This is a genomic window from Sphingobacterium kitahiroshimense, from assembly GCF_025961315.1.
Classification (GTDB): Bacteria; Bacteroidota; Bacteroidia; order Sphingobacteriales; family Sphingobacteriaceae; genus Sphingobacterium; species Sphingobacterium anhuiense.
The window spans coordinates 889,901-909,577 of the sequence record NZ_JAOQNK010000001.1 but is presented as its reverse complement, the minus strand read 5'-3'; the positions used below and the strand labels follow the sequence as shown (position 1 = coordinate 909,577).

Annotated in this window: 13 protein-coding genes; 9 read left to right on the top strand and 4 right to left on the bottom strand. The window is 40.8% G+C overall.

Annotated features, from left to right (window positions below; all coding sequences use genetic code 11):
* The first annotated feature begins 15 nt into the window (after positions 1 to 15).
* The 6 genes from M2265_RS03970 to M2265_RS03945 all read left to right on the top strand — a co-directional run bounded on the left by M2265_RS03970 (position 16) and on the right by M2265_RS03945 (position 9,657).
* Positions 16 to 3,663 carry a SusC/RagA family TonB-linked outer membrane protein gene (locus M2265_RS03970; RefSeq protein WP_243655357.1) on the top strand — a complete coding sequence of 1,216 codons (3,648 nt, stop codon included), beginning with the start codon at positions 16 to 18 and terminating at the stop codon, positions 3,661 to 3,663.
* Between the two features lie 13 nt (positions 3,664 to 3,676).
* Positions 3,677 to 5,329 carry a SusD/RagB family nutrient-binding outer membrane lipoprotein gene (locus tag M2265_RS03965; RefSeq protein WP_132767618.1) on the top strand — a complete coding sequence of 551 codons (1,653 nt, stop codon included), beginning with the start codon at positions 3,677 to 3,679 and terminating at the stop codon, positions 5,327 to 5,329.
* 30 nt (positions 5,330 to 5,359) lie between these two features.
* Positions 5,360 to 6,556, top strand: coding sequence for a purple acid phosphatase family protein (locus M2265_RS03960; RefSeq protein ID WP_165905814.1), 1,197 nt, complete (start codon positions 5,360 to 5,362; stop codon positions 6,554 to 6,556).
* Between the two features lies 1 nt (position 6,557).
* Positions 6,558 to 7,418, top strand: a complete 861-nt coding sequence (locus M2265_RS03955) for a glycerophosphodiester phosphodiesterase family protein (RefSeq protein ID WP_132767622.1) — start codon at positions 6,558 to 6,560, stop codon at positions 7,416 to 7,418.
* Positions 7,419 to 7,577: 159 nt separating this feature from the next.
* Entirely contained in the window at positions 7,578 to 9,116 is a 1,539-nt protein-coding gene (locus tag M2265_RS03950; protein ID WP_132767624.1) for a SulP family inorganic anion transporter, read from the top strand.
* 70 nt (positions 9,117 to 9,186) lie between these two features.
* Positions 9,187 to 9,657, top strand: coding sequence for a DinB family protein (locus tag M2265_RS03945; RefSeq protein WP_132767626.1), 471 nt, complete (start codon positions 9,187 to 9,189; stop codon positions 9,655 to 9,657).
* A 52-nt stretch (positions 9,658 to 9,709) separates the two neighbouring features.
* On the opposite strand, the gene M2265_RS03940 is transcribed toward M2265_RS03945, so the two are convergent.
* From M2265_RS03940 to M2265_RS03925, 4 genes are all read right to left on the bottom strand, one after another.
* Positions 9,710 to 10,669 (bottom strand): helix-turn-helix transcriptional regulator, encoded by a 960-nt coding sequence (locus M2265_RS03940; RefSeq protein WP_206368235.1) that lies wholly within the window; start codon positions 10,667 to 10,669, stop codon positions 9,710 to 9,712.
* Between the two features lie 168 nt (positions 10,670 to 10,837).
* Complete coding sequence (locus M2265_RS03935) at positions 10,838 to 11,836, bottom strand: ATP-grasp domain-containing protein (RefSeq protein WP_132767630.1); 999 nt, start codon at positions 11,834 to 11,836, stop codon at positions 10,838 to 10,840.
* A 14-nt stretch (positions 11,837 to 11,850) separates the two neighbouring features.
* Entirely contained in the window at positions 11,851 to 13,689 is a 1,839-nt protein-coding gene (locus tag M2265_RS03930; protein WP_132767632.1) for a flavohemoglobin expression-modulating QEGLA motif protein, read from the bottom strand.
* The gene (locus M2265_RS03925) at positions 13,676 to 14,461 is read right to left on the bottom strand and encodes an N-formylglutamate amidohydrolase (RefSeq protein WP_021191141.1); all 786 of its coding nucleotides are present in this window, start codon (positions 14,459 to 14,461) and stop codon (positions 13,676 to 13,678) included. The genes M2265_RS03930 and M2265_RS03925 overlap by 14 nt, the downstream gene beginning before the upstream one ends.
* A gap of 126 nt (positions 14,462 to 14,587) precedes the next feature.
* On the opposite strand from M2265_RS03925, the gene M2265_RS03920 reads away from it, so the two are divergent.
* Genes M2265_RS03920 through M2265_RS03910 form a run of 3 tightly spaced genes read left to right on the top strand, consistent with a single transcriptional unit; the run spans position 14,588 to position 19,676 of the window.
* Positions 14,588 to 15,604, top strand: coding sequence for a ligase-associated DNA damage response exonuclease (locus tag M2265_RS03920; protein WP_132767633.1), 1,017 nt, complete (start codon positions 14,588 to 14,590; stop codon positions 15,602 to 15,604).
* On the top strand, positions 15,601 to 17,199 hold the full coding sequence (locus M2265_RS03915) for an ATP-dependent DNA ligase (RefSeq protein ID WP_132767634.1): 1,599 nt from the start codon (positions 15,601 to 15,603) through the stop codon (positions 17,197 to 17,199). Before M2265_RS03920 ends, M2265_RS03915 begins: the two co-directional genes overlap by 4 nt.
* Positions 17,196 to 19,676 (top strand): ligase-associated DNA damage response DEXH box helicase, encoded by a 2,481-nt coding sequence (locus tag M2265_RS03910; protein ID WP_132767636.1) that lies wholly within the window; start codon positions 17,196 to 17,198, stop codon positions 19,674 to 19,676. Before M2265_RS03915 ends, M2265_RS03910 begins: the two co-directional genes overlap by 4 nt.
* Position 19,677: the final 1 nt, after the last annotated feature.

Here is a 19,677-nt window from a genome sequence, read left to right as displayed (position 1 = left end):
CATTAATGCAAATATATGTATAAAATTACGAAGCTCAGCACATTGGCTGCTGCATTAGCTTTCAGCTCATTTGTATTTATCTCTGAAGTTACAGCAACTTCAATTCATGCCCATAGCAGGCAAGTTAAATCAGAAGGAATCAATATCCATCTAAAAGCAGGTAATGCTTCGCAGGCGCTCATGCTTCTATCGCAGCAAACTGGTCTCGGTATCGGTTATGACAAGCAAGTTTTACAATTGGAGAAAGTTCTGGTAAAAGAGCGTACTTTTCAAAATGCAAGTTTTGAAGAAGTATTGCGCTATATTTTTAGAAATACCAATATCCAGTCAAAAAAGGTAAACGGTGCTGTTGTTTTGGTGACCGAAGAAGTGCAGCAGACCTTTAATTTGCGTCTGCATGTCAGCGATAATGCACTCAAGCCAATTGCTGGGGCATCTATTAAAATTAGATCTAACGGTCAAAGTGTGCTGACCAATGCTAAGGGAGATGCTCAATTGAAAGTTCCGGCGGGTACTTATAACATCTTGGTTAGCCATATTTCTTATGGAACCAAGGAAATAAGTGCGCTAAAGATAGATGCCAATTCTGCTGGGGTACAGTCTGTCATTTTAGAAGAAAATAAAAATGAACTGGGAGAAGTGGTCGTCACAGCTCTGGGAATCAAACGGCAGGACCGTTCCCTTGGGTATGCTGTAGGTACAGTGAAGGGGGAAGATCTGAATCGGGTGAACAATGATAATTTTATGATTGCGATGGCAGGAAAAGTTCCGGGGGTTGCGATCAGTGCCACAGGTCCTACGGGTTCTTCGGTGAGTATGGTGATTCGTGGTGCTTCATCACTTAGTAGTGACAATCAGCCTCTGTTTGTCGTTGATGGCGTACCGATAATGAATCAGCTCAATAACATCGGCCAAATCGGTGATGATAATAAAGTCGATTACGGCAATGCGATCTCCAATATCAACCCAGAAGATATTGAAAACATATCTGTTTTAAAGGGACCCAGTGCCGCGGCTCTGTATGGATCGCGAGCTGGTAATGGCGTTGTTTTGATCACAACCAAAAGCGGTAAGAATGCGGAGAAAATGACTATAAACGTGACCAGCAATACCGTTTTCGATATTCCGTATCATTACATTGACTTGCATAACAAATTTGCAAGTGGTACCATGCCCTGGAAACCCGGAGATCTTGCCGGCGATCTGAAGATTGAAGAGGAATCCAGTTATATGGTGGGGCCTGCTCTGGATAAAGGGTATAAGGCCATCCAATGGAATAGTCCACGTGATGCCGATGGAAATCAGATCCCGACAGAACTAAAGTCTTACCCGAATAATATTAAAAATTTTGTACAGACTGGAATAACGAGTACCAATGGCATTTCGTTGGCTAATCGCAGTGAGCGACTCGATTATCGTTTTTCTTATTCTAATATGAACAATAGAGGGATTGTACCTAACGCCGATTTGTTTAGAAATACGTTAAATATTAATGCAACGATGCGTCTACGGGATAATCTTTCATTGGGAATGTCTCTGGATGCGAGTCGAAACAATTCAAATAATCGTCCAGCTACCAATCGCGGAACAAATCCTTTGCAGGCGGCATATGAAGTTGCACCTCACATCAATATCTTGGATCTGAAAGATTATTGGATGCCTGGACAGGAAGGGTTACAGCAACGCTCGCAGTCAATTGGAAATTTTAATAACCCTTATTTTTTAGCCTATGGTGTCAATAATGGCTTTGTGCGCGATCGCGTATTCGGAAATTTACGTCTGGATTGGAACATTCGGAAGGATTGGAATATGATGGTGCGCTATGCGACAGATGTGTACTGGGAGAATCGGGAGACTAAAATACCCTATAGCTATACCAATGAACCACGAGGTGCCTATGGTATTGTCAATCTGATGAATATGGAACAGAATATTGATTTTCTGACTACTTATAATAAAAAGGTAGGCGACTTTCATGCAACAGGATCGCTTGGTGGTAATCTCCGTTATTCTAAATCAAATTCGGTACAAAATGCCTCTAAGAATGGTGCTGGCCTAACCACTCCTGGTTTGTACAGTCTTTCCAATATCAGTCCGCTGAACTTGGATTTTGCAAGTAGTCTTTCAGAGCGTGCTGTCAATAGCATTTATGGGTTGATCAATCTTAGTTATCGGGATATGGTATACCTGGATTTGACAGGTCGAAATGATTGGTCAAGTACTTTACCCGCCGCCAACCGTTCTTACTTCTATCCGTCGGCATCCCTGAGCGTATTGGCCGACCGTGTTTTTACGTTGCCAAAGGCTGTGAGTCTCTTCAAGTTGCGGGGTGGTATCGCTCGTGTAGGAAATGATACCGGAAGCTACAATTTGTTTAATGTGCTGAGTAATCCCGGAAGCTGGGGTGATGTGTTGCGTATCACACGTTCTGGAAAGCTTCTTTTACCCAATCTTAAGCCAGAACAGGCTACTTCTTACGAGGTTGGTGCTGATATCGGAATCTGGAAAAACAGATTAAAATTTGAAGGAACCTACTACACGCTAGACAATAAAAATCAGATCATTTCTACGACATTACCGAGCTCGAGCGGATTTAGTTCGAGAAATATTAATGCCGGACTACTGAGTAGTAAGGGGATAGAACTGGGGTTGTCTGGACGTCCCATTGAAAAGGAAAACTGGACTTGGGATTTGGGTGCTAACTGGTCACGTAATCGTACACGTATCAATGAGCTCTCGGAGGGTGTTGAATTTCATACTTTCTGGACAGATGGTCGAGGTGGAGCACGTACCTATGTAGGGGAAGAGATAGGTGATCTGTACGACTCTAAACTCGTGACTGTTGAAGATCCATCATCTCCCTATAACGGTTATCCTATTTTAGATAGAAATGGTTCTTGGCAGGCTGTACGTATTAATAATAGCCGTAATAAGATCGGCAATTTTAATCCTGATTTTAGTATGGGTATTCAGTCCTCACTGCGTTATAAAAAATGGACAATGCACCTTGCCGCTGATCTGCGTTTCGGAGGTAAATTTATGTCTCAAACTTACCGCTATTTTGAATCGAACCTCACTACACAACGGTTTTTGGATCAGTTGATCAATCCAAATGGACTGACAGGAGAGTCATTACGGAATTATTTGATTGAAAATGATCTGGTCCGCATACAAGGCAATCGTTATCCTATTGTTGGAGGGCCAGGTGATGAATATGGGGGCTATCCTGTCAGTGTAGGTGGAAATGTTGGAAATTTCGGCGTATTCAATCCAGGAGTTATTGCTGAATACGATGCTCAGGGTAATATCAAAGGATATAAGGAAAATCTCGGAGGTGAGGGGACAAAGTATATCGCTTATTCAGACAATTATCCTTGGGATTTTATGAATGCAGCCACATTTGACGCATCATTTATCAAATTAAGAGAACTGTCCTTTAGTTATGATTTGAAAGGAAAATGGCTTACCCGTATGGGCATCGATGGTGGAAGTGTAGGGGTCTATACGCGTAATTTACTTTTATGGACAAAGGCTAAGGTCGGAATTGATCCAGAAATGGCATTTCAATCTGAGGTCGGAGTCGGTTTTAAGCAGGGGATAGAGCGTTACAACGTGACTCCTTGGGCTATGCCTATCGGATTTAAAGTTAATATCACATTTTAATATAAAGCCAACAATGAACAATTATTTTAAAATTATAAAAATAGCATTATTTGTATCCACCATAAGTTTTTGCTTGTGGAGCTGTAAAGATCTCACGGAAATCAATATCAATCCAAATGGTGTTAGTGAGGAAGACGCAAATCCAAATTTACTTTTACCTACTATACTTGCTGGTGCAGGAAGTAAATATAATGATCTCAGTTTTACTGATCTAGGTGGTGTAGTTCAATACACCCAACTGGATGCCTGGTTTGATTCGCACAATGATTATGAGTGGACTGGGGGGATATTAAGTTGGGATGCTTATTATGGATTCTTACGGGATAATGAATTGATGCGTCGCCGGTCTGAAGAATTGGGACTTGATTTTCATCATGGAGTTTCACTGGTCATGCGCGCTTATCTGTTTGGCTTGATCACAGATTTGTGGGGCGATGCCCCTTATACCGATGCGTTGAAAGCTGAACAGGGCGGAGTGCAGTACAACTTCCCAAAGTTTGATCGACAAGACGTGATCTACAAAGGAATAATTGAAGAGCTGAAACAGGCAAATACCCTATTTTCAAAATCAAATGGCCGTTATGATGTTTTGGCAAGTGCAGATATCTATTTTGGGGGTAATGTCGCAAAATGGCGTCGTTTTGCGAACTCATTGGCGTTGCGTTACTACATGCGAATCGCTGAAAAAGAAAATACATTTGCTAAGCAAGGAATAGAAAATATGCTAGCTCATCCGGCTGATTTTCCCATAATTACATCTGCAGAAGATGAGGTTTTGATGAGTTTTATGGGAAATAATGCATCAGATTCTTGGCCTTCGAATACCGTTTATGATGCAAGTGGGAGTAATTTTCGCCGGATGAAAATGTGTGCAACACTTGTTGATCGCTTGCAAGCTCTTCATGATCCACGCATTGCAGTTTGGGCCAAAAAGGTGGAAATCCCGATTGAGGTTCGTACGACTGAACCAAATGGAACGGATAAAATTGTGAACGGTGTACGCATTGTTTCGCCCGATGTGGTGAAAGGTATTGCGGTGGATGTGGATGCTCAATATGTAGGGCTACCACCCAGTGGTTCTAAAAATCCATCGGCTTATAATCTCAATCCGAGTCCTGGACAAACGTCGATGAATCCGCATGTTTCTTACCTCAATGATGGCTATAAAGCAGCTAAGGGGGGAATACTGAAAGCTCGACTACTCGCGGCATCTGAAGTGAGTTTTATATTAGCTGAAGCGGCATGGAAGGGATGGGCATTGCCAGAGTCTGCAAAGGCCTATTATGAGCAGGGTGTACGCAATTCGCTCGCTACCTGGGGCAAAGAAGATGCGTATAACGTATATATCCAACAGCCTGGTGTCGCCTTTAATAACACCCAAGCACAGATTATGGAGCAGAAATGGATTTCTAACTGGTCAACAGCAACGCAGGCTTGGTTTGACTATAGAAGGACGGGCTATCCGCAATTGAAAGCTGGGCCTGCTGCGATTCGTTCTCAATTACCATTACGTATTCCATACATGCAGAATGAAATGAGTGTGAATCAAAAAAATGCAACAGAAGCATTGGCTAGAATTGAAAAAACGGCCTACTCACAAGCAGATAATGAAAATAGTGCATGGTCTAAATCTTGGTTGTTACAAGGAACGAACAGGCCATGGTAATTTTATATGTACACCATTAATATTGATGAAATGATTTTAAAGAATTTAATTTTATCCTTGAGTCTGTGCTGTGCCCTATATACAGGAACAGCACAACCGAGCGATCGAGGCCTATATCCTGATCGTATCACGTTGACTTGGTCAGATCAACCATCAACGACACAATCTGTAAGTTGGCGGATAAATGGTTATGCGACTAAAGCTGTGGGGCAGGTTGTAGAGGAGCAGAGCAGCCCTGATCTAGAGAAATCTGCACAGACAGTATTAGGTGTAACGAGTCCATTGAAAATTGAAGGTCAGACTGCGGATAACTATGGACAGGTTTCGTTTCAAGGCCTAAAGCCTGGTACAATCTACACCTATCGCGTAGGGGATGGTAAGAATTGGAGTGCGTGGAATCAGTTTCGTACGGCTGATGTAAAGGGTGATTTTTCATTTATTTACCTGGGCGATGCGCAGAATGATTTACGCTCGAAATGGTCCCGATCTATTAGAAAAGCTTTTCAACAGGAGCCTAATGCACGTTTTATTGTCCATGCTGGCGATTTGATAAACCGTTCAAACAACGATAGCGAATGGGGGGAATGGCATGAAGGAGCTGGATTTATCCATCAGATGATACCTGCTGTACCCACACCAGGCAATCACGAATACCGCAGAGACTCTATGGAGCAGCTGGTCTTAGATCCGCATTGGAAAAAGCATTTTAATCTTCCTAAAAATGGACCAAAGGGAATGCAAGATGCGGTCTATTATTTAGATTATCAAGATGTGCGCATGATCTCTTTAAATTCGCAATTGATCATGCTGGATTCTATTGCTGCTAAAAAACAGGAACAATGGTTAACAGAGGTTTTGGCATCTTCAAAAGCCAAATGGAATATTGTGGTGATGCACCATCCGGTTTATTCAACTGCAAAGAATAGAGACAATACCATTCTTCGAGAACGTTTTAGACCTATTTTTGAAAAATATGGCGTAGACTTGGTTTTGCAGGGACATGATCATACCTATGCACGAGGAACAGCTGGTAAAGTTCGTCCGGTATATCTCCTTTCTGTAGCAGGACCAAAGATGTATGGTTCCGATTCGGAACGTTGGATGGAAGTGTCAGGTGCGCAGACGCAGCTCTACCAAGTTATTCGGGTTACGGACAGTAAACTTATCTTTTCAAGTTATAAATTGAATGGACAATTATTTGACTCATTTGAACTAACTCACAAATAACATGATACATGTATTAACTATTTTTCGAGTTCTGTTAATCGTTTCAAGTATTTTGTTTTCAGTTGCTTATGGTCAATCTGATCGTTTGCTAGCCAAACTGTCGGAAAAAGAACAGCATATTGCTGCTCACCGTGGGGCACATAAGGAATTTCCTGAGAATTCAATCGCCTCCATTTTGGAGGCGATCAGGTTAGGAGTTTCTGTTGTTGAAATCGATATTCGCAGTACCAAAGATGGTGTGTTGATCTTGATGCATGATGCAACGGTAGATCGCACAACAACAGGTAAAGGAAAAGTGAGTCAGCTGACCTATGCTGAAATACAAACCTTGTATTTACGGGATACTCCAGCAGGTGCTGCCTCTAACTGTCATATTCCAACGCTTAAGGAAGTACTACGCTTATGTAGAGGTAAAATTATATTGGATATAGATTTTAAGGAAGAAAACGAAAAGTATGTGGCAAAAACTTTTGAATTGATTGCTGCAGAAAATATGGAAGATGAAGTTCTGTTCTTTTTATACGATCACCGACTTATCGAAAAGTTTTATAAGCTCAATCCTCGTATCACTCTTTTTCCTCGTGCACGGAGTATGAAGGATCTGCATGAGATACTAAAATCCAAACGGACTTCCATTATTCATATTGATGAGTCTTTCGATAATTATAATGAATTAGTAAAGCTTAAAGATCAGGGTGTTATTTTGTGGATGAATACGTTGGGCGATATAGATGAAAAAGCTCTTCGTGAAGGAAGTACTGTTTACGAGATCTTCCTGAAAAAATACCCTTATGTTAGGATTATACAGACGGATAATCCATCTCTCTGGAAAAATATGCTTTCGGGAATGCATCGTCAGTAAAGATTTTCGTAGGATGCGATTTAACAGCTAATCATTTGCGCTACTATTTTTTGATTCAAATGCATCATGCTCTTGTTGCAGTTTCAATGCTAATGAAAAAGAATATAAAATACACAAGGATCTGCGGATGCTTGTGTATTTTTGCAAAAAATAAGTTCAATGAGCGCAATACTTCGATATTTAAATCCACATGGTAAAATAAACTATAGAGTAGAGATTTTGGCAGGATTGACTGTGGCGATGACCATGATTCCAGAATCATTGTCATTTGCTATACTAGCTGGTCTTTCTCCTTTGACGGGTCTCTATGCCGCGTTTATAATGGGCTTGGTCACGGCTATTTTGGGTGGGAGACCGGGAATGATTTCTGGCGGTGCAGGAGCAACTGTCGTCACACTCATCGCGTTGATCAGCATGCATGGTGTTGAATATTTGTTTGCTACTGTTGTACTGGCAGGTATTTTGCAGTTTATGGTAGGAGCTTTCAAATTTGGGAAGTTCGTCCGACTGATTCCGCAACCCGTGATGTATGGCTTTCTTAATGGTTTAGCTGTAATTATCTTTATGTCTCAGGTCGAGCAGTTTAAGATTGTAGATTCTTCAGGAGTAACACATTGGTTATCGGGTGCTTCAGCCTATATTATGTTAGGGCTTACTTTATTTGCAGCATTAGTGGTCTATCTATTCCCTAAGATTTCTAAAGCGATTCCAGCATCATTAGTAGCCATATTGGCCACCTTCTTACTCGTGTATATTTTTAAGATCGATACCAAAACAGTGGGCTATATCGCTTCTGTTAAAGGAAACTTACCGGCATTTCATATTCCTTCTGTACCCTTTACTTGGGAGACACTAACTATTATCTTTCCATTTGCGCTGGTTATGGGCTCTGTGGGGATGATTGAGTCGCTTTTGACCCTATCAATGGTCGATGAACTGACAAATACGAAAGGAAACGCTAATAAAGAAGCTATGGCGCAGGGAACGGCGAATCTGGTAAATGGATTTTTTGGAGGGATGGGAGGCTGTGCTATGGTGGCACAAACGCTAGTTAATATTAATGCAGGGTCCCGTTCACGACTTTCCGGTATTATCGGTGCCCTCACAATATTGACGATCATCCTGATTGCTTCTCCTTTTATTGAACAGATACCGATGGCTGCTTTAGTGGGGGTAATGATGGTGGTGGCTATAGGAACTTTTCAATGGATTTCTTTCCGTATTATCACTAAGATGCCGAAGTCTGATGTAATCGTCGGTATGCTTGTCGCACTAATTACGATTGTGTTGCACAACTTGGCTTTAGCTGTACTGGTCGGTGTGGTAATTTCGGCACTTGTATTTGCTTGGGATAATGCAAAACGTATTCGAGCGCGAAAAACGATTGATGAAGCCGGAAATAAGGTGTATGAAATTTATGGTCCGCTATTTTTTGGGTCAGTAGCTGGATTTTTAGAGAAATTTGAAGTCAATGAAGACCCTGATCTTGTAATCGTTGATTTTAAGGAAAGTAAGATTACAGATATGAGCGCTATAGATGCCGTTAATAAACTTGGATACAAATACAAAAGTCAATCTAAAACACTTCGCTTACGCCATTTGAGTGCCGATTGTAAAGCCATCATGAGGAAAGCAAACAGTCCGGTAGAGATTGAGGCTTCTGAAAATGATCCGACTTATAAAGTAATGCCAAAATAATTTTTTACTGCTGACAATAGGCTGTCACTATTGCTTGTAATTTTGATTTATCAATTAAAAATAAAGCGATATGAATACAGTAGCAGTTATTACCAAAGAAGAATTATTGAAACATTGGTTAGGTCATAGAAACCTGACTAGAAGAACGATCGAGAAGTTTCCTGAAGCAGAGCTTTTCACTTATGCTGTGCCTGGTATGCGTACATTTGGTGAATTGGCAAATGAACTGATATCGATTGCTGTTCCCGGTTTAACGGGTATAGTCAATAGACAGGTGGAAGCATATGCTGAAGCAAATAAGTATACAAGCAAGGCCGCCATTTTAGAAGTGTGGGATCAGCATACGGAAGAGCTTAAGCACTTATGGGCGCAACTTAAAGAAGAAAATTTTCACGAGACATTTAATTTGTTCGGTCAATATGAGTTTCCTGTCATTGAAAATATTTTATATTTTATCGATAATGAGATTCATCACCGAGCGCAAGGATATGTTTATCTGAGAAGTTTGGGGATTGAGCCGCCATTCTTTTGGGAGCGTTAATACCGCTAAAACTTACGACCTCCAAGGAGCAAGCTGCTCTCTGGAGGTTTTTTTATGCCAGTCGTTCTGCCTGAGATTTCAGTAAGGACCTTACCGTGTCTTTTAAAGATTGGGGGCTAATAATGTCTGCACGGTCACCGAACATCATATACCAGCGTGCGAATCCCATGTCAGCATTTTTGACATCAAATACCATTTCGACCATACCATCATTCAGGCTTTCTTTTTTAAAACCAAAATATTTACGTTCCCAATGTAGATAATGCGCAAATTGTGGATCGACATGAAGTACTACGCGCGTAAAATTGGCTTCCTTTTCTCGTTCTGCGAGATATTGTTCAAGATCAGGATGTTGTTTAAATTGTAATTGATCCAATATTCTAATGTTAGAGATGCGATCTGTACGGAACTGTCTATAATCGTTTCTTACCAAACAGAAAGCATAGATGTACCAATAATTACTTTCATGAAACACACCGATCGGTTCTATGTCACGTACGCTAGGTTCTTGCTGATAGGTAGCCTGATAGCTAATTTCCAATACATTTTTCTGGGCGATGCATTGAAATAGAGTCGTCAAAGTATTGGGGAGTGCTGAGCTCAGCTGATTATGCGAAATAGATTTCATGACTACATGTTTATCAATAGTTTCCATCCAATCCTTATCGGAACTCCGTATAATCGCCTTCAGCTTATAGATGGCCGAAGAGAAATGATCTTTCATTTCCTTATCGATAAATTTAAACACCAGCTTCTCAGCGGCTACAAAACTCGTGATTTCTGCTTTTGTGAACATCATTGGAGGAATCTTATAACCCTCAACCAGTTCGTAACCTAATCCTGCTTCACCAATGATTGGAATGCCTGCCGCAGTCAGGCTTCTAACGTCACGGTAGATGGTCCGTAAACTGACTTCAAAACGGCTTGCTAGTTCTTGTGCTTTGACCGTTTTTTTGGATTGAAGTTGAATTAATATTGCTAGTATGCGATCAAATCGATTGAGCTGTTCCACTGTGATGTTTTCTTCTGAATGCTATTAAATATGGGTTTAAGATATAGAATAATTTTTGAAGACAACGATTGAAAGGGATAAATTTATTCGAACCTTTTGGTACACATCCTATTGAAAAAACAAGGCATCACGTGTGATGCCTTGTTTCAATAGGAATGCTGTGCTACCTTATTTTTTGATTGTTGTTTCTTCCAGATCCTTGATGATAGCAGTAGCATAATCTTCACCATTAAGTTCTGATGCCTGTAGCAGTGCGCCAGGACTAAAAACGTTGATTTCCATTATTTTGTCACCGATAATATCCAATCCTACGAAATACATCCCGTCCTGCATCAGTTTGTCGGCCACTTTCTGTACCATTTGCAGTAGCGCGGGACTGATCTCAGCAACTTGGGCTTTGGCTCCCTGGTGGATATTGCTCCTCAATTCTCCCGCTGATTGTACTCTGTGCACACTAGCGTATTTTCCATTAACGAGCAGGGGTTTCCCATTGAGTAGGAAAAAACGGATATCGCCATATTGTGCATCGGGCAAATATTCCTGAGCGATTAAATAACCGTCGCGACAGATCACCTCAACAATCTGTTTGAGGTTTTTACTTTCCTGCTCATTGACTAGAAAGACATTTTTTCCCCCCGAACCCTTTAAAGGTTTCAGGATAATTTTATTGTTTTGCTCTTCAAAAAACTGCTTCACGTCATCGTAATTTCGCGTCACGATCGTGTTGGGACGGATTTCTTCGGGAAAGTTTTCGAGGTAAAGTTTATTTTCCGCATCAACGAGAGCGCGTGGATTATTAAGTACGCGTACACCAAGATTTTGTGCGAGCTGAGCAAACTGTAATCCCATAGATGCTGCCCAAGGCCTATTGATCATGTCAAGAACGGGGTCAAATCGCAGCCAAATAATATCTAGCTCCCGTAACGATATTTTTTCCTTGGCGGTAGACCGTAATTTATCAATCAATTGATCGGTATCTGCTATACCATCGATCTGATGTACTGCACGGGCATGAGCGGCTATTTTATCCTGATCCAGGTAAACAAAATCAGCAAGACCGATGTAATAGACGGAGTGGCCACGTAGGAGCGCTTTGTAGGCTAACAATGTTGTTGTGAAACTGGCCTTTTCTTTGTGTGTCTGATTGATGATGAATGCGATTTTCATATAGGAAAGTGCTTTTAATGATTTGAAAGGTTGAAAATATTGTCTCCTGATTTGATTTTTTCTAAGTTCTGTAAATAAGGTTCTGCCAGGTAGCGTGGTTTTAGGATCGGATTGTTTAATAATCCTCTTTGTGTTAATTCTTCAACAATGGGGATATAGTCTTCCCGGATTTTACCAATGAGCAAAGGAGAGAGCTCTCTTCCCTCACGGATATAGGTAATGATGCTCATGAGGCCTTTTAGATAGAGAGCATCTTTTGTTAAGCCACCACCGCGGTATACTCTGGTGCAGATATGAAAGGCTATTTCTTCTGTGAAATGATAATGATCTACCAATAAGAAGAAGGTATCGCTGAAATTATGCCCTGCTAGCATATGGTGTACTGCCACTACACGTGCAGCTATAATCCTTAGACGGTCTCCGCTAAGCTCGTTGACCATGTATTCGGAGAATACAGCAAGTCCTTCCTGCAATTGCTCATAACCGGGTACACCCAGGCTGAACAGTTTAAATGGCTGAGACTTGCCATTGAAATAGGTAACAATGTGGGTACCTACTTCATGCTGTATGAGGGCAATGGCCCTGCTCGCTTCAACCTCATAATATTTGCTGATGTTCAATACACCTCGGTTGACCATGATGCCTGTGATATCTTCGCGGATCCGGACGCCGGTCTCCAGTGAAGGAAATTGTTGTCTGAGATAATGAAGCTCTTCCTTTGCCAATTTGGCGAATTCGGTTGCATTGATCATTTTTTTTGGAGGCACCGGCTTCTTGCTGTGTTGTTCGTATACCAGTAGTATAGCCTTTGCGGTTTCCAGTAAATTGTCATTGACATTTCCGAATACTTGGAGGCTGCCGTGCATAAAGCCTTCATTGCCACGATCAATCAGCATGGTCATCATAGCATCAAGTTCCTTACGTTTATCCCTAAAAAGATAAGCGATAGTCGGATCATCAATATCTTCAATACGTAGATTATAAAGATTGCGTTTCACCAGCTCCGGATCTATTGGCATGGGTCTATATCTAAATTTTGGCGATTTTAAAAATTTATCTTTCTTAAATTGTAACCATGCTTCACGGGTATTTAAAGGACTGACTAAGAGCAAAAAGTCGAATTTCTGACTTTCAGAAGCTAAATTCTGATCGATTTCCATAATAAGGGGTTGCAGTTCAGTTGTCTTGAGCATCCTGAACTGTGATACCTTTAATGATGTATATAGTCTGATAAATTCAAGAAAACTCTTGCGTAAACTTTTTGTAAATATTTCACGATAATTGCGCAGAATGAGCGGATATACCTTTCCAGTCGTGACATCATTATAATGCGGTTTCAGTGCAATACCCATGTAAAGTAATTGTTTAAATTCCTCTGCCAATGGATTGATAATGGGAGTTGTATCTCTATTTTTTGGTGACTTTGTCTCTTTTTTTATAGCAGTAGACAAGAACATATTCTGTTCATCCGATTCTAAATCTTTGATAAATTTTTGAGCAATAGGAAGTGCTGATTTCTGTGAAATATGGATGGCGACGTCTGTATCCATCTCTTTATCCTGCCAGATTTCGATCAATTGACATGCACCAAATTCATCTATAAGCTGTCTTATTATTGGCGTGATCACCGCATTGAAATCCAGATCTGATGATTTGCCTACTAAAGAACAAGATTCCGATTTAACCAAAGTGGAAATCATCTGATCTTTGCCTTCTACAGGGATCCGATAAACCAAAAGTAGCGGAATGATGCGTTTGAGAACAAGTTTACTATCTTTCGAAAACTGTATATGAACGGGCTCTTTTTGTATGATGGATGTAACTGCTTTCGTAATCGCTTTACTTTGATCCATAGTGACTTTGGTAGCTGTTTTTGATATACGATACAGAAGATCGTAATAGTTTTTTTAATGACTCGATATGATCAAGATTAGGAGTTCCTGTCCATTCATTCATAAAGTCTTTACGAAACTCAATAGAAAGTACACATCCTTTCTGACCATATTTACTGGTGACCCATTTGGAAAGATAACCACCTGAAAATTTGACGTTCTCACGTACGTCGATCTGGTTTTCATTTATATTGTGTTCTTTCAAGTATTTTACAAATGAGTCGATCAAAGGCCTCCAAATACCTTTATTGTTGATCGTTCCAATATTTATCTCTGGATTTGCGTAGGTGTCGACTGTTTCATCAGGACCCGATCGTTTAGCATTGTAACTATGGATATCATAAATGATAAAATACCCATTTTGCTGAATGCTTTTTTCAATCATGCCCGAAAGAACTTTTTGAATATAATGATAAGATTGTTTGAGTTGTGCTAAGATTGTCTTAGTAGGAGGTTGCTTCCATACATTAAGCCCCCATGCCTGATCAGGGCGTAGATATACGGAATCTTGAATAGGTCTATTAAGGTCTACTTGGAATCTAGAGGTTTTAATAATCAGCCGATTAGTATCTAGATCTGTCAGCATACCCGTGTAAGGATCCTCCTCTCGTAATCGTTCGGATTCTGAAAGACTCATGATAGGTGATAGTTGTGGGGCAATCTGATGTCCATCATGTATAGCTAACGCTAGAACTGGTCCACCTTTTTCTTCCAATACATATTCTATTTCCATATTATTCTTTGCTTAAATTAAGTAGATCGTATATCTAGTAAACAATTTCGTGGACAAATAGTTTGAATAGTTGCTCATCAATATGCGATGTAAACTAATTCGCGGCATGCTTGTTATTAGAAATATATGGGATTGATAACTTTTACTAATCGCGGTATTTATTGTAAACAAGGTGATTTTTACGTGGACCCCTGGTTGCCGGTAGATTATGCTGTAACCACGCATGGACATGCAGACCACGTGCGCTGGGGCAATAAATACTATCTGTGCCACCATTTGACAAAGGCGATTATCAAATGTCGTATAAGCGAGGATCTGGTTGTCGAATCAATGGCATATGGGGAGAAAGTTTTTAGAAATGGTGTTCAGATTTCTTTTCATCCTGCTGGACATGTGATTGGCTCTGCTCAGGTTCGTCTTGAATATAAAGGTGAAATCTGTGTAATTTCTGGAGATTATAAAGTAGAATTTGATGGCATTAGTACGGCTTTTGAACCGATTAAATGCCATACGTTTGTTTCTGAAAGTACATTTGGACTTCCTGTATACAACTGGTTGCCTCAAGATGTCCTATTTGACGATATCAAGCATTGGGCAGCACAAAATAAAGAAAATAATAAAACGACCGTGCTTATTGCTTACAGCTTGGGGAAAGCGCAGCGTTTATTGCATAACCTAGCAGGATATCTGCCGATCTACGTGCATAATAGTATTGGTCGACTCAATGTAGCTATTGAACAGGCCGGAGTTACATTGCCTCCCTACAAAACAATAACAGCGGATATGAGCAGGGATGAGCTACAAGGGGGTATTTTAATTGTTCCACCGGTCATGCGAGATAGCAAGTGGATCAAAAGTTTGCAGGGTGCTGCTGTTGGTATCTGTTCAGGATGGATGCAGGTGCGTTCGCATCGAAGATGGCAGAGCGCTGATGCGGGATTTGCACTGAGCGATCATGCCGATTGGAATGGATTGATCACGGCCATAAAAGCAACTGAAGCTGAAAAGGTTTATGTAACGCATGGTTTTACATCGGTCTTTTCCCGTTATTTGACCGAGCAGGGAATACCTGCTGAAGCAGTGACAACACAATTTGGCATTGAGGATGAAGAAGCGGTAGCGGAGAAAGGGGGTGATCTTTGAGAAAGTTTAGCCGTTTAATTTCCAGACTCGAACAGAGTAATAAAACTAATGATAAATTAACTGCTTTGGTTGACTATTTTTCTGAAGCGGAGGATGCCGATAAAATTTGGGTTATTGCTTTGTTTACGGGGAAGAAGCCTAAAAGAACGATCAGTACCAACTTGTTGAAAGAGTGGATCACCGAAATCACTGGATTACCCACCTGGTTGTTTGTAGAAAGTTATCACAATGTTGGCGACTTGAGTGAAACGATTGCTTTGCTTTTGCCTCCTTCTACATCCACATCCGATATTCCATTGCATCAATGGATATTGGCGTTGAAGAACTTGTCGGACAGTAGCAATGAAGATAAAAAGGAATTTGTTTTCAACGCTTGGGAAAAGCTGAGTACGCAAGAAAGATTTGTGTTTAATAAGCTGATATCAGGTAATTTTCGTATCGGTATCTCATCTAAAAATTTAATTCACGCGCTCGCAAAATTATCAGGTCTGGATACCAATCACATCACGCATAGCATTATGGGAAAATGGGATCCTGAGAAAATTTCTTTTGGTGACTTGATAGGTGGTTTGCATGTTAATACTGATAGTTCCTGGCCTTATCCTTTTTGTCTGGCATATCCGATCGATGTGCCTGTCCATGAGTTAGGATCGGTGGATAATTGGCAGGCAGAGTGGAAATGGGATGGAATCAGAGGGCAGATTATTAAGCGGAATGATGAATTATTTATCTGGTCACGTGGGGAAGAACTGGTAACAGACCAGTTTCCAGAATTGCACGTTGCTTTATCTGGTCTGCCAAACGGTACCGTAATCGATGGTGAAATATTGGCTGTACGTGAAGGCGAAGTATTATCGTTTAGTACTTTACAGCAACGGCTCAATAGAAAAACAATCAATAAAAAACAACTGGATGAGGCTCCTGTCGCCTTCTATGCCTATGATGTATTGGAATATGGCGGTATGGATTATAGAGCTGAACCGCTCCATAAAAGAAGAGCTGTGCTCGAAAAGTTATTGCCAATAGCGGAGACAATTTTGACGGCTCCGATTGTTCCTTTTGATTCTTGGGAAAATTTAGTTGTAGAACGGAAAAAGTCTCGCGAACTGAATAGTGAAGGCATTATGCTGAAACGTCAGGATTCTTTGTATCATAGCGGTAGAAAGAGAGGAGATTGGTGGAAATGGAAAATAGAACCTTTTACCATAGATGTGGTGATGATTTATGCGCAAAAAGGAAGCGGGAGAAGAGCTAATTTTTTTACAGACTATACTTTTGCAGTACGCGACGGAGATCAGTTTATTACGATCGCGAAAGCTTATTCAGGTTTGACGGATAAAGAGATTAAAGAGGTCAATAGTTTTGTGGTCAAAAATGCCATAGAGAAATTTGGCCCTGTACGGACTGTAAAACCAGAACTGGTATTTGAGATTGCTTTTGAAGGAATAGCAGTTAGTAAGCGTCATAAAGCAGGGCTTGCGCTACGTTTCCCCCGAATTGTGCGCTGGAGAAGAGATAAAAAAGTAGATGACATCAATACGCTGGAAGATCTGCAGATACTATTAGAATCAACTATGAGGGATAGTGAAAGATGAAAAAAACGGTAGGCTATCAAAAAGTTGTGAAATGGTTGAAAACCCGAAAAAGAAAACCATTCCCCTTTCAAGAAGAGACATGGGCATCTTACTTGGAGGGATATAGTGGTTTAGTCAACGCACCTACCGGATTTGGTAAAACCTATTCTGTCTTTCTGGCACCCATCATTGCTTATCTGAATGAGGAGGGCAATGGAAGTAAAAGAAAAGGGAAATTGGGCTTGCGTGTAATCTGGATCACACCATTACGTTCATTGGCAAAAGATCTGGCACGTGCGATGGAAGAAGCTTTATTTCAGCTTGATGTTGACTGGAGGGTCGGCGTGCGGAACGGCGATACTTCAGTATCTGAAAAGCAGAAACAAAAACGAGCCATGCCACAAGTATTATTGATCACACCAGAAAGCTTACATTTACTTCTGGCTCAGAAAAATAACGATAATATCTTTGATGATCTAACCTGCATAGTTGCAGATGAATGGCATGAATTATTAGGCACTAAAAGAGGTGTCATGGTTGAGCTGGCGCTATCCCGAATCAAAGGTATGGTAAGTTTTAGGGAAAACAGGACGCTTCGCATCTGGGGAATTTCGGCGACAATCGGTAACCTCGAAGAGGCTTTAGCGGTTTTGCAACCTGATCATCAAGTGTTGAAAATAATTGTAAAAGCGGCAACTGAAAAGAAGATCCAGATTCAATCGATTATCCCTGATACCATCGAAATGTTACCTTGGGCCGGGCATCTGGGGATAAAATTGGCCGATAAATTAGTTCCTGTTATCAAAAAGAGCAAAACGACCTTGGTTTTCACGAACACCCGAAGTCAGGCAGAGATCTGGTTTCAGCATTTACTGAAGATCCATCCCGATTTTGCGGGTCAGATGGCGATACATCATGGTTCGATAGATTATGAATTACGCAACTGGATTGAAGAAGCATTGCATACGGGAGTATTGAAAGTTGTGATCTGTACCTCATCTCTTGATTTGGGCGTGGATTTTAAACCGGTTGATAATGTGGTGCAAGTAGGGTCACCAAAGGGTGTAGCACGTTTTTTACAACGTGCCGGAAGAAGTGGACACTCACCCTTTGAAACGTCAAAGATCTATTTTATGCCGACCCATGCGCTCGAACTGCTAGAAGTCGCTGCGATTAAAACAGCGGCTAAAACACAGCAGATTGAAAGTAGAGAACCTTTTATCCTGCCTTTTGATGTTTTGTTGCAATACTTGGTAACTTTAGCTGTAGGAAATGGATTTGATAATAAAATAATTTTTGAGGAGGTTAAGAATACCTATGCCTTTTCTGAATTGTTGGCTGAAGAGTTTGACTGGTGTATGCAGTTTATTACACAAGGAGGCTCAAGTCTGCAGGCCTATCCTGAATTTCACAAAGTGGTGTTCGACGAAACAGATGGCTTATGGAAAGTAACCAATAGGCAGATCGCAATGCGTCACCGCTTGCATATAGGTACTATTGTGAGCGATGCTATGCTGAAGGTTAAATTTATGACCGGAGGTTATGTGGGTATGGTTGAAGAGTATTTTGTGTCAAAACTAAAACCGGGTGACCGTTTTAATCTCGCAGGTAGAAGTTTGGAGTTTGTAATGGTCAGAGATATGCTTGTGCTTGTTAAAAGAAGTCAGCATAAAAAAACCATAACACCAAGCTGGCTGGGGGGCAGATTGCCCTTGAGTTCTAATTTAGGTGCTATCCTGCGTCAGAAATACAGTCAGGTATTGGTCGGAGAACATGAAGAGGAAGAGCTTAAGGTGATGAAACCCTTATTCGAATTGCAGGAATCGATTACACATGTACCTAGGGCGGATGAGTTTCTAGTAGAATTAATACATACGAAAGAAGGATATCATCTTTTTGCTTATCCATTTGAAGGGCGATTGGTACACGAGGTTATGGCGGCACTTATAGCCTACCGAATTTCAAGATTGATACCTATTACTTTTTCAATAGCGATGAATGATTATGGTTTTGAATTGCTGAGTGATCAAGAAATACCGATGGATGATGCTATTGTCTATGACGTTTTTTCTCCCGATAACCTAAGCGCAGATATCAGTGCCAGTATCAATGCCACGGAGATGGCAAAGAGAAAGTTTAGAGATATTGCCTGTATTTCGGGACTGGTATTTCAGGGTTATCCCGGTAAATATTTAAAGAATAAGCAGATTCAATCTTCTTCCGCTTTGTTCTTTGATGTTTTTGAATCCTATGATCCCAAAAATCTCTTATTGCGTCAGGCTTATGATGAAAACTTTCATTATCAGCTCGAAGAGCCACGTTTGTTGCATGCGCTGAATAGAATACAGCAAAGTACCATCGTTTTAAAGTGGGCAGAGCGTTTTACTCCATTTTCTTTCCCGATCAAAGTGGATAGTATGCGGGAGAGCATGAGTTCTGAAGAACTCGAAGCACGAATTGAAAAGATGAAGGCCGCAGTGTTTAAAAACTTGGATTAAG

Bases quoted from the DNA above. Each gene is read 5' to 3' on its own strand.
- M2265_RS03970 (WP_243655357.1), top strand. From the start codon at position 16: ATGTATAAAATTACGAAGCTCAGCACATTGGCTGCTGCATTAGCTTTC.
- M2265_RS03965 (WP_132767618.1), top strand. From the start codon at position 3,677: ATGAACAATTATTTTAAAATTATAAAAATAGCATTATTTGTATCCACC.
- M2265_RS03960 (WP_165905814.1), top strand. From the start codon at position 5,360: ATGATTTTAAAGAATTTAATTTTATCCTTGAGTCTGTGCTGTGCCCTA.
- M2265_RS03955 (WP_132767622.1), top strand. From the start codon at position 6,558: ATGATACATGTATTAACTATTTTTCGAGTTCTGTTAATCGTTTCAAGT.
- M2265_RS03950 (WP_132767624.1), top strand. From the start codon at position 7,578: ATGAGCGCAATACTTCGATATTTAAATCCACATGGTAAAATAAACTAT.
- M2265_RS03945 (WP_132767626.1), top strand. From the start codon at position 9,187: ATGAATACAGTAGCAGTTATTACCAAAGAAGAATTATTGAAACATTGG.
- M2265_RS03935 (WP_132767630.1), bottom strand. From the start codon at position 11,836: ATGAAAATCGCATTCATCATCAATCAGACACACAAAGAAAAGGCCAGT.
- M2265_RS03930 (WP_132767632.1), bottom strand. From the start codon at position 13,689: ATGGATCAAAGTAAAGCGATTACGAAAGCAGTTACATCCATCATACAA.
- M2265_RS03925 (WP_021191141.1), bottom strand. From the start codon at position 14,461: ATGGAAATAGAATATGTATTGGAAGAAAAAGGTGGACCAGTTCTAGCG.
- M2265_RS03920 (WP_132767633.1), top strand. From the start codon at position 14,588: ATGGGATTGATAACTTTTACTAATCGCGGTATTTATTGTAAACAAGGT.
- M2265_RS03910 (WP_132767636.1), top strand. From the start codon at position 17,196: ATGAAAAAAACGGTAGGCTATCAAAAAGTTGTGAAATGGTTGAAAACC.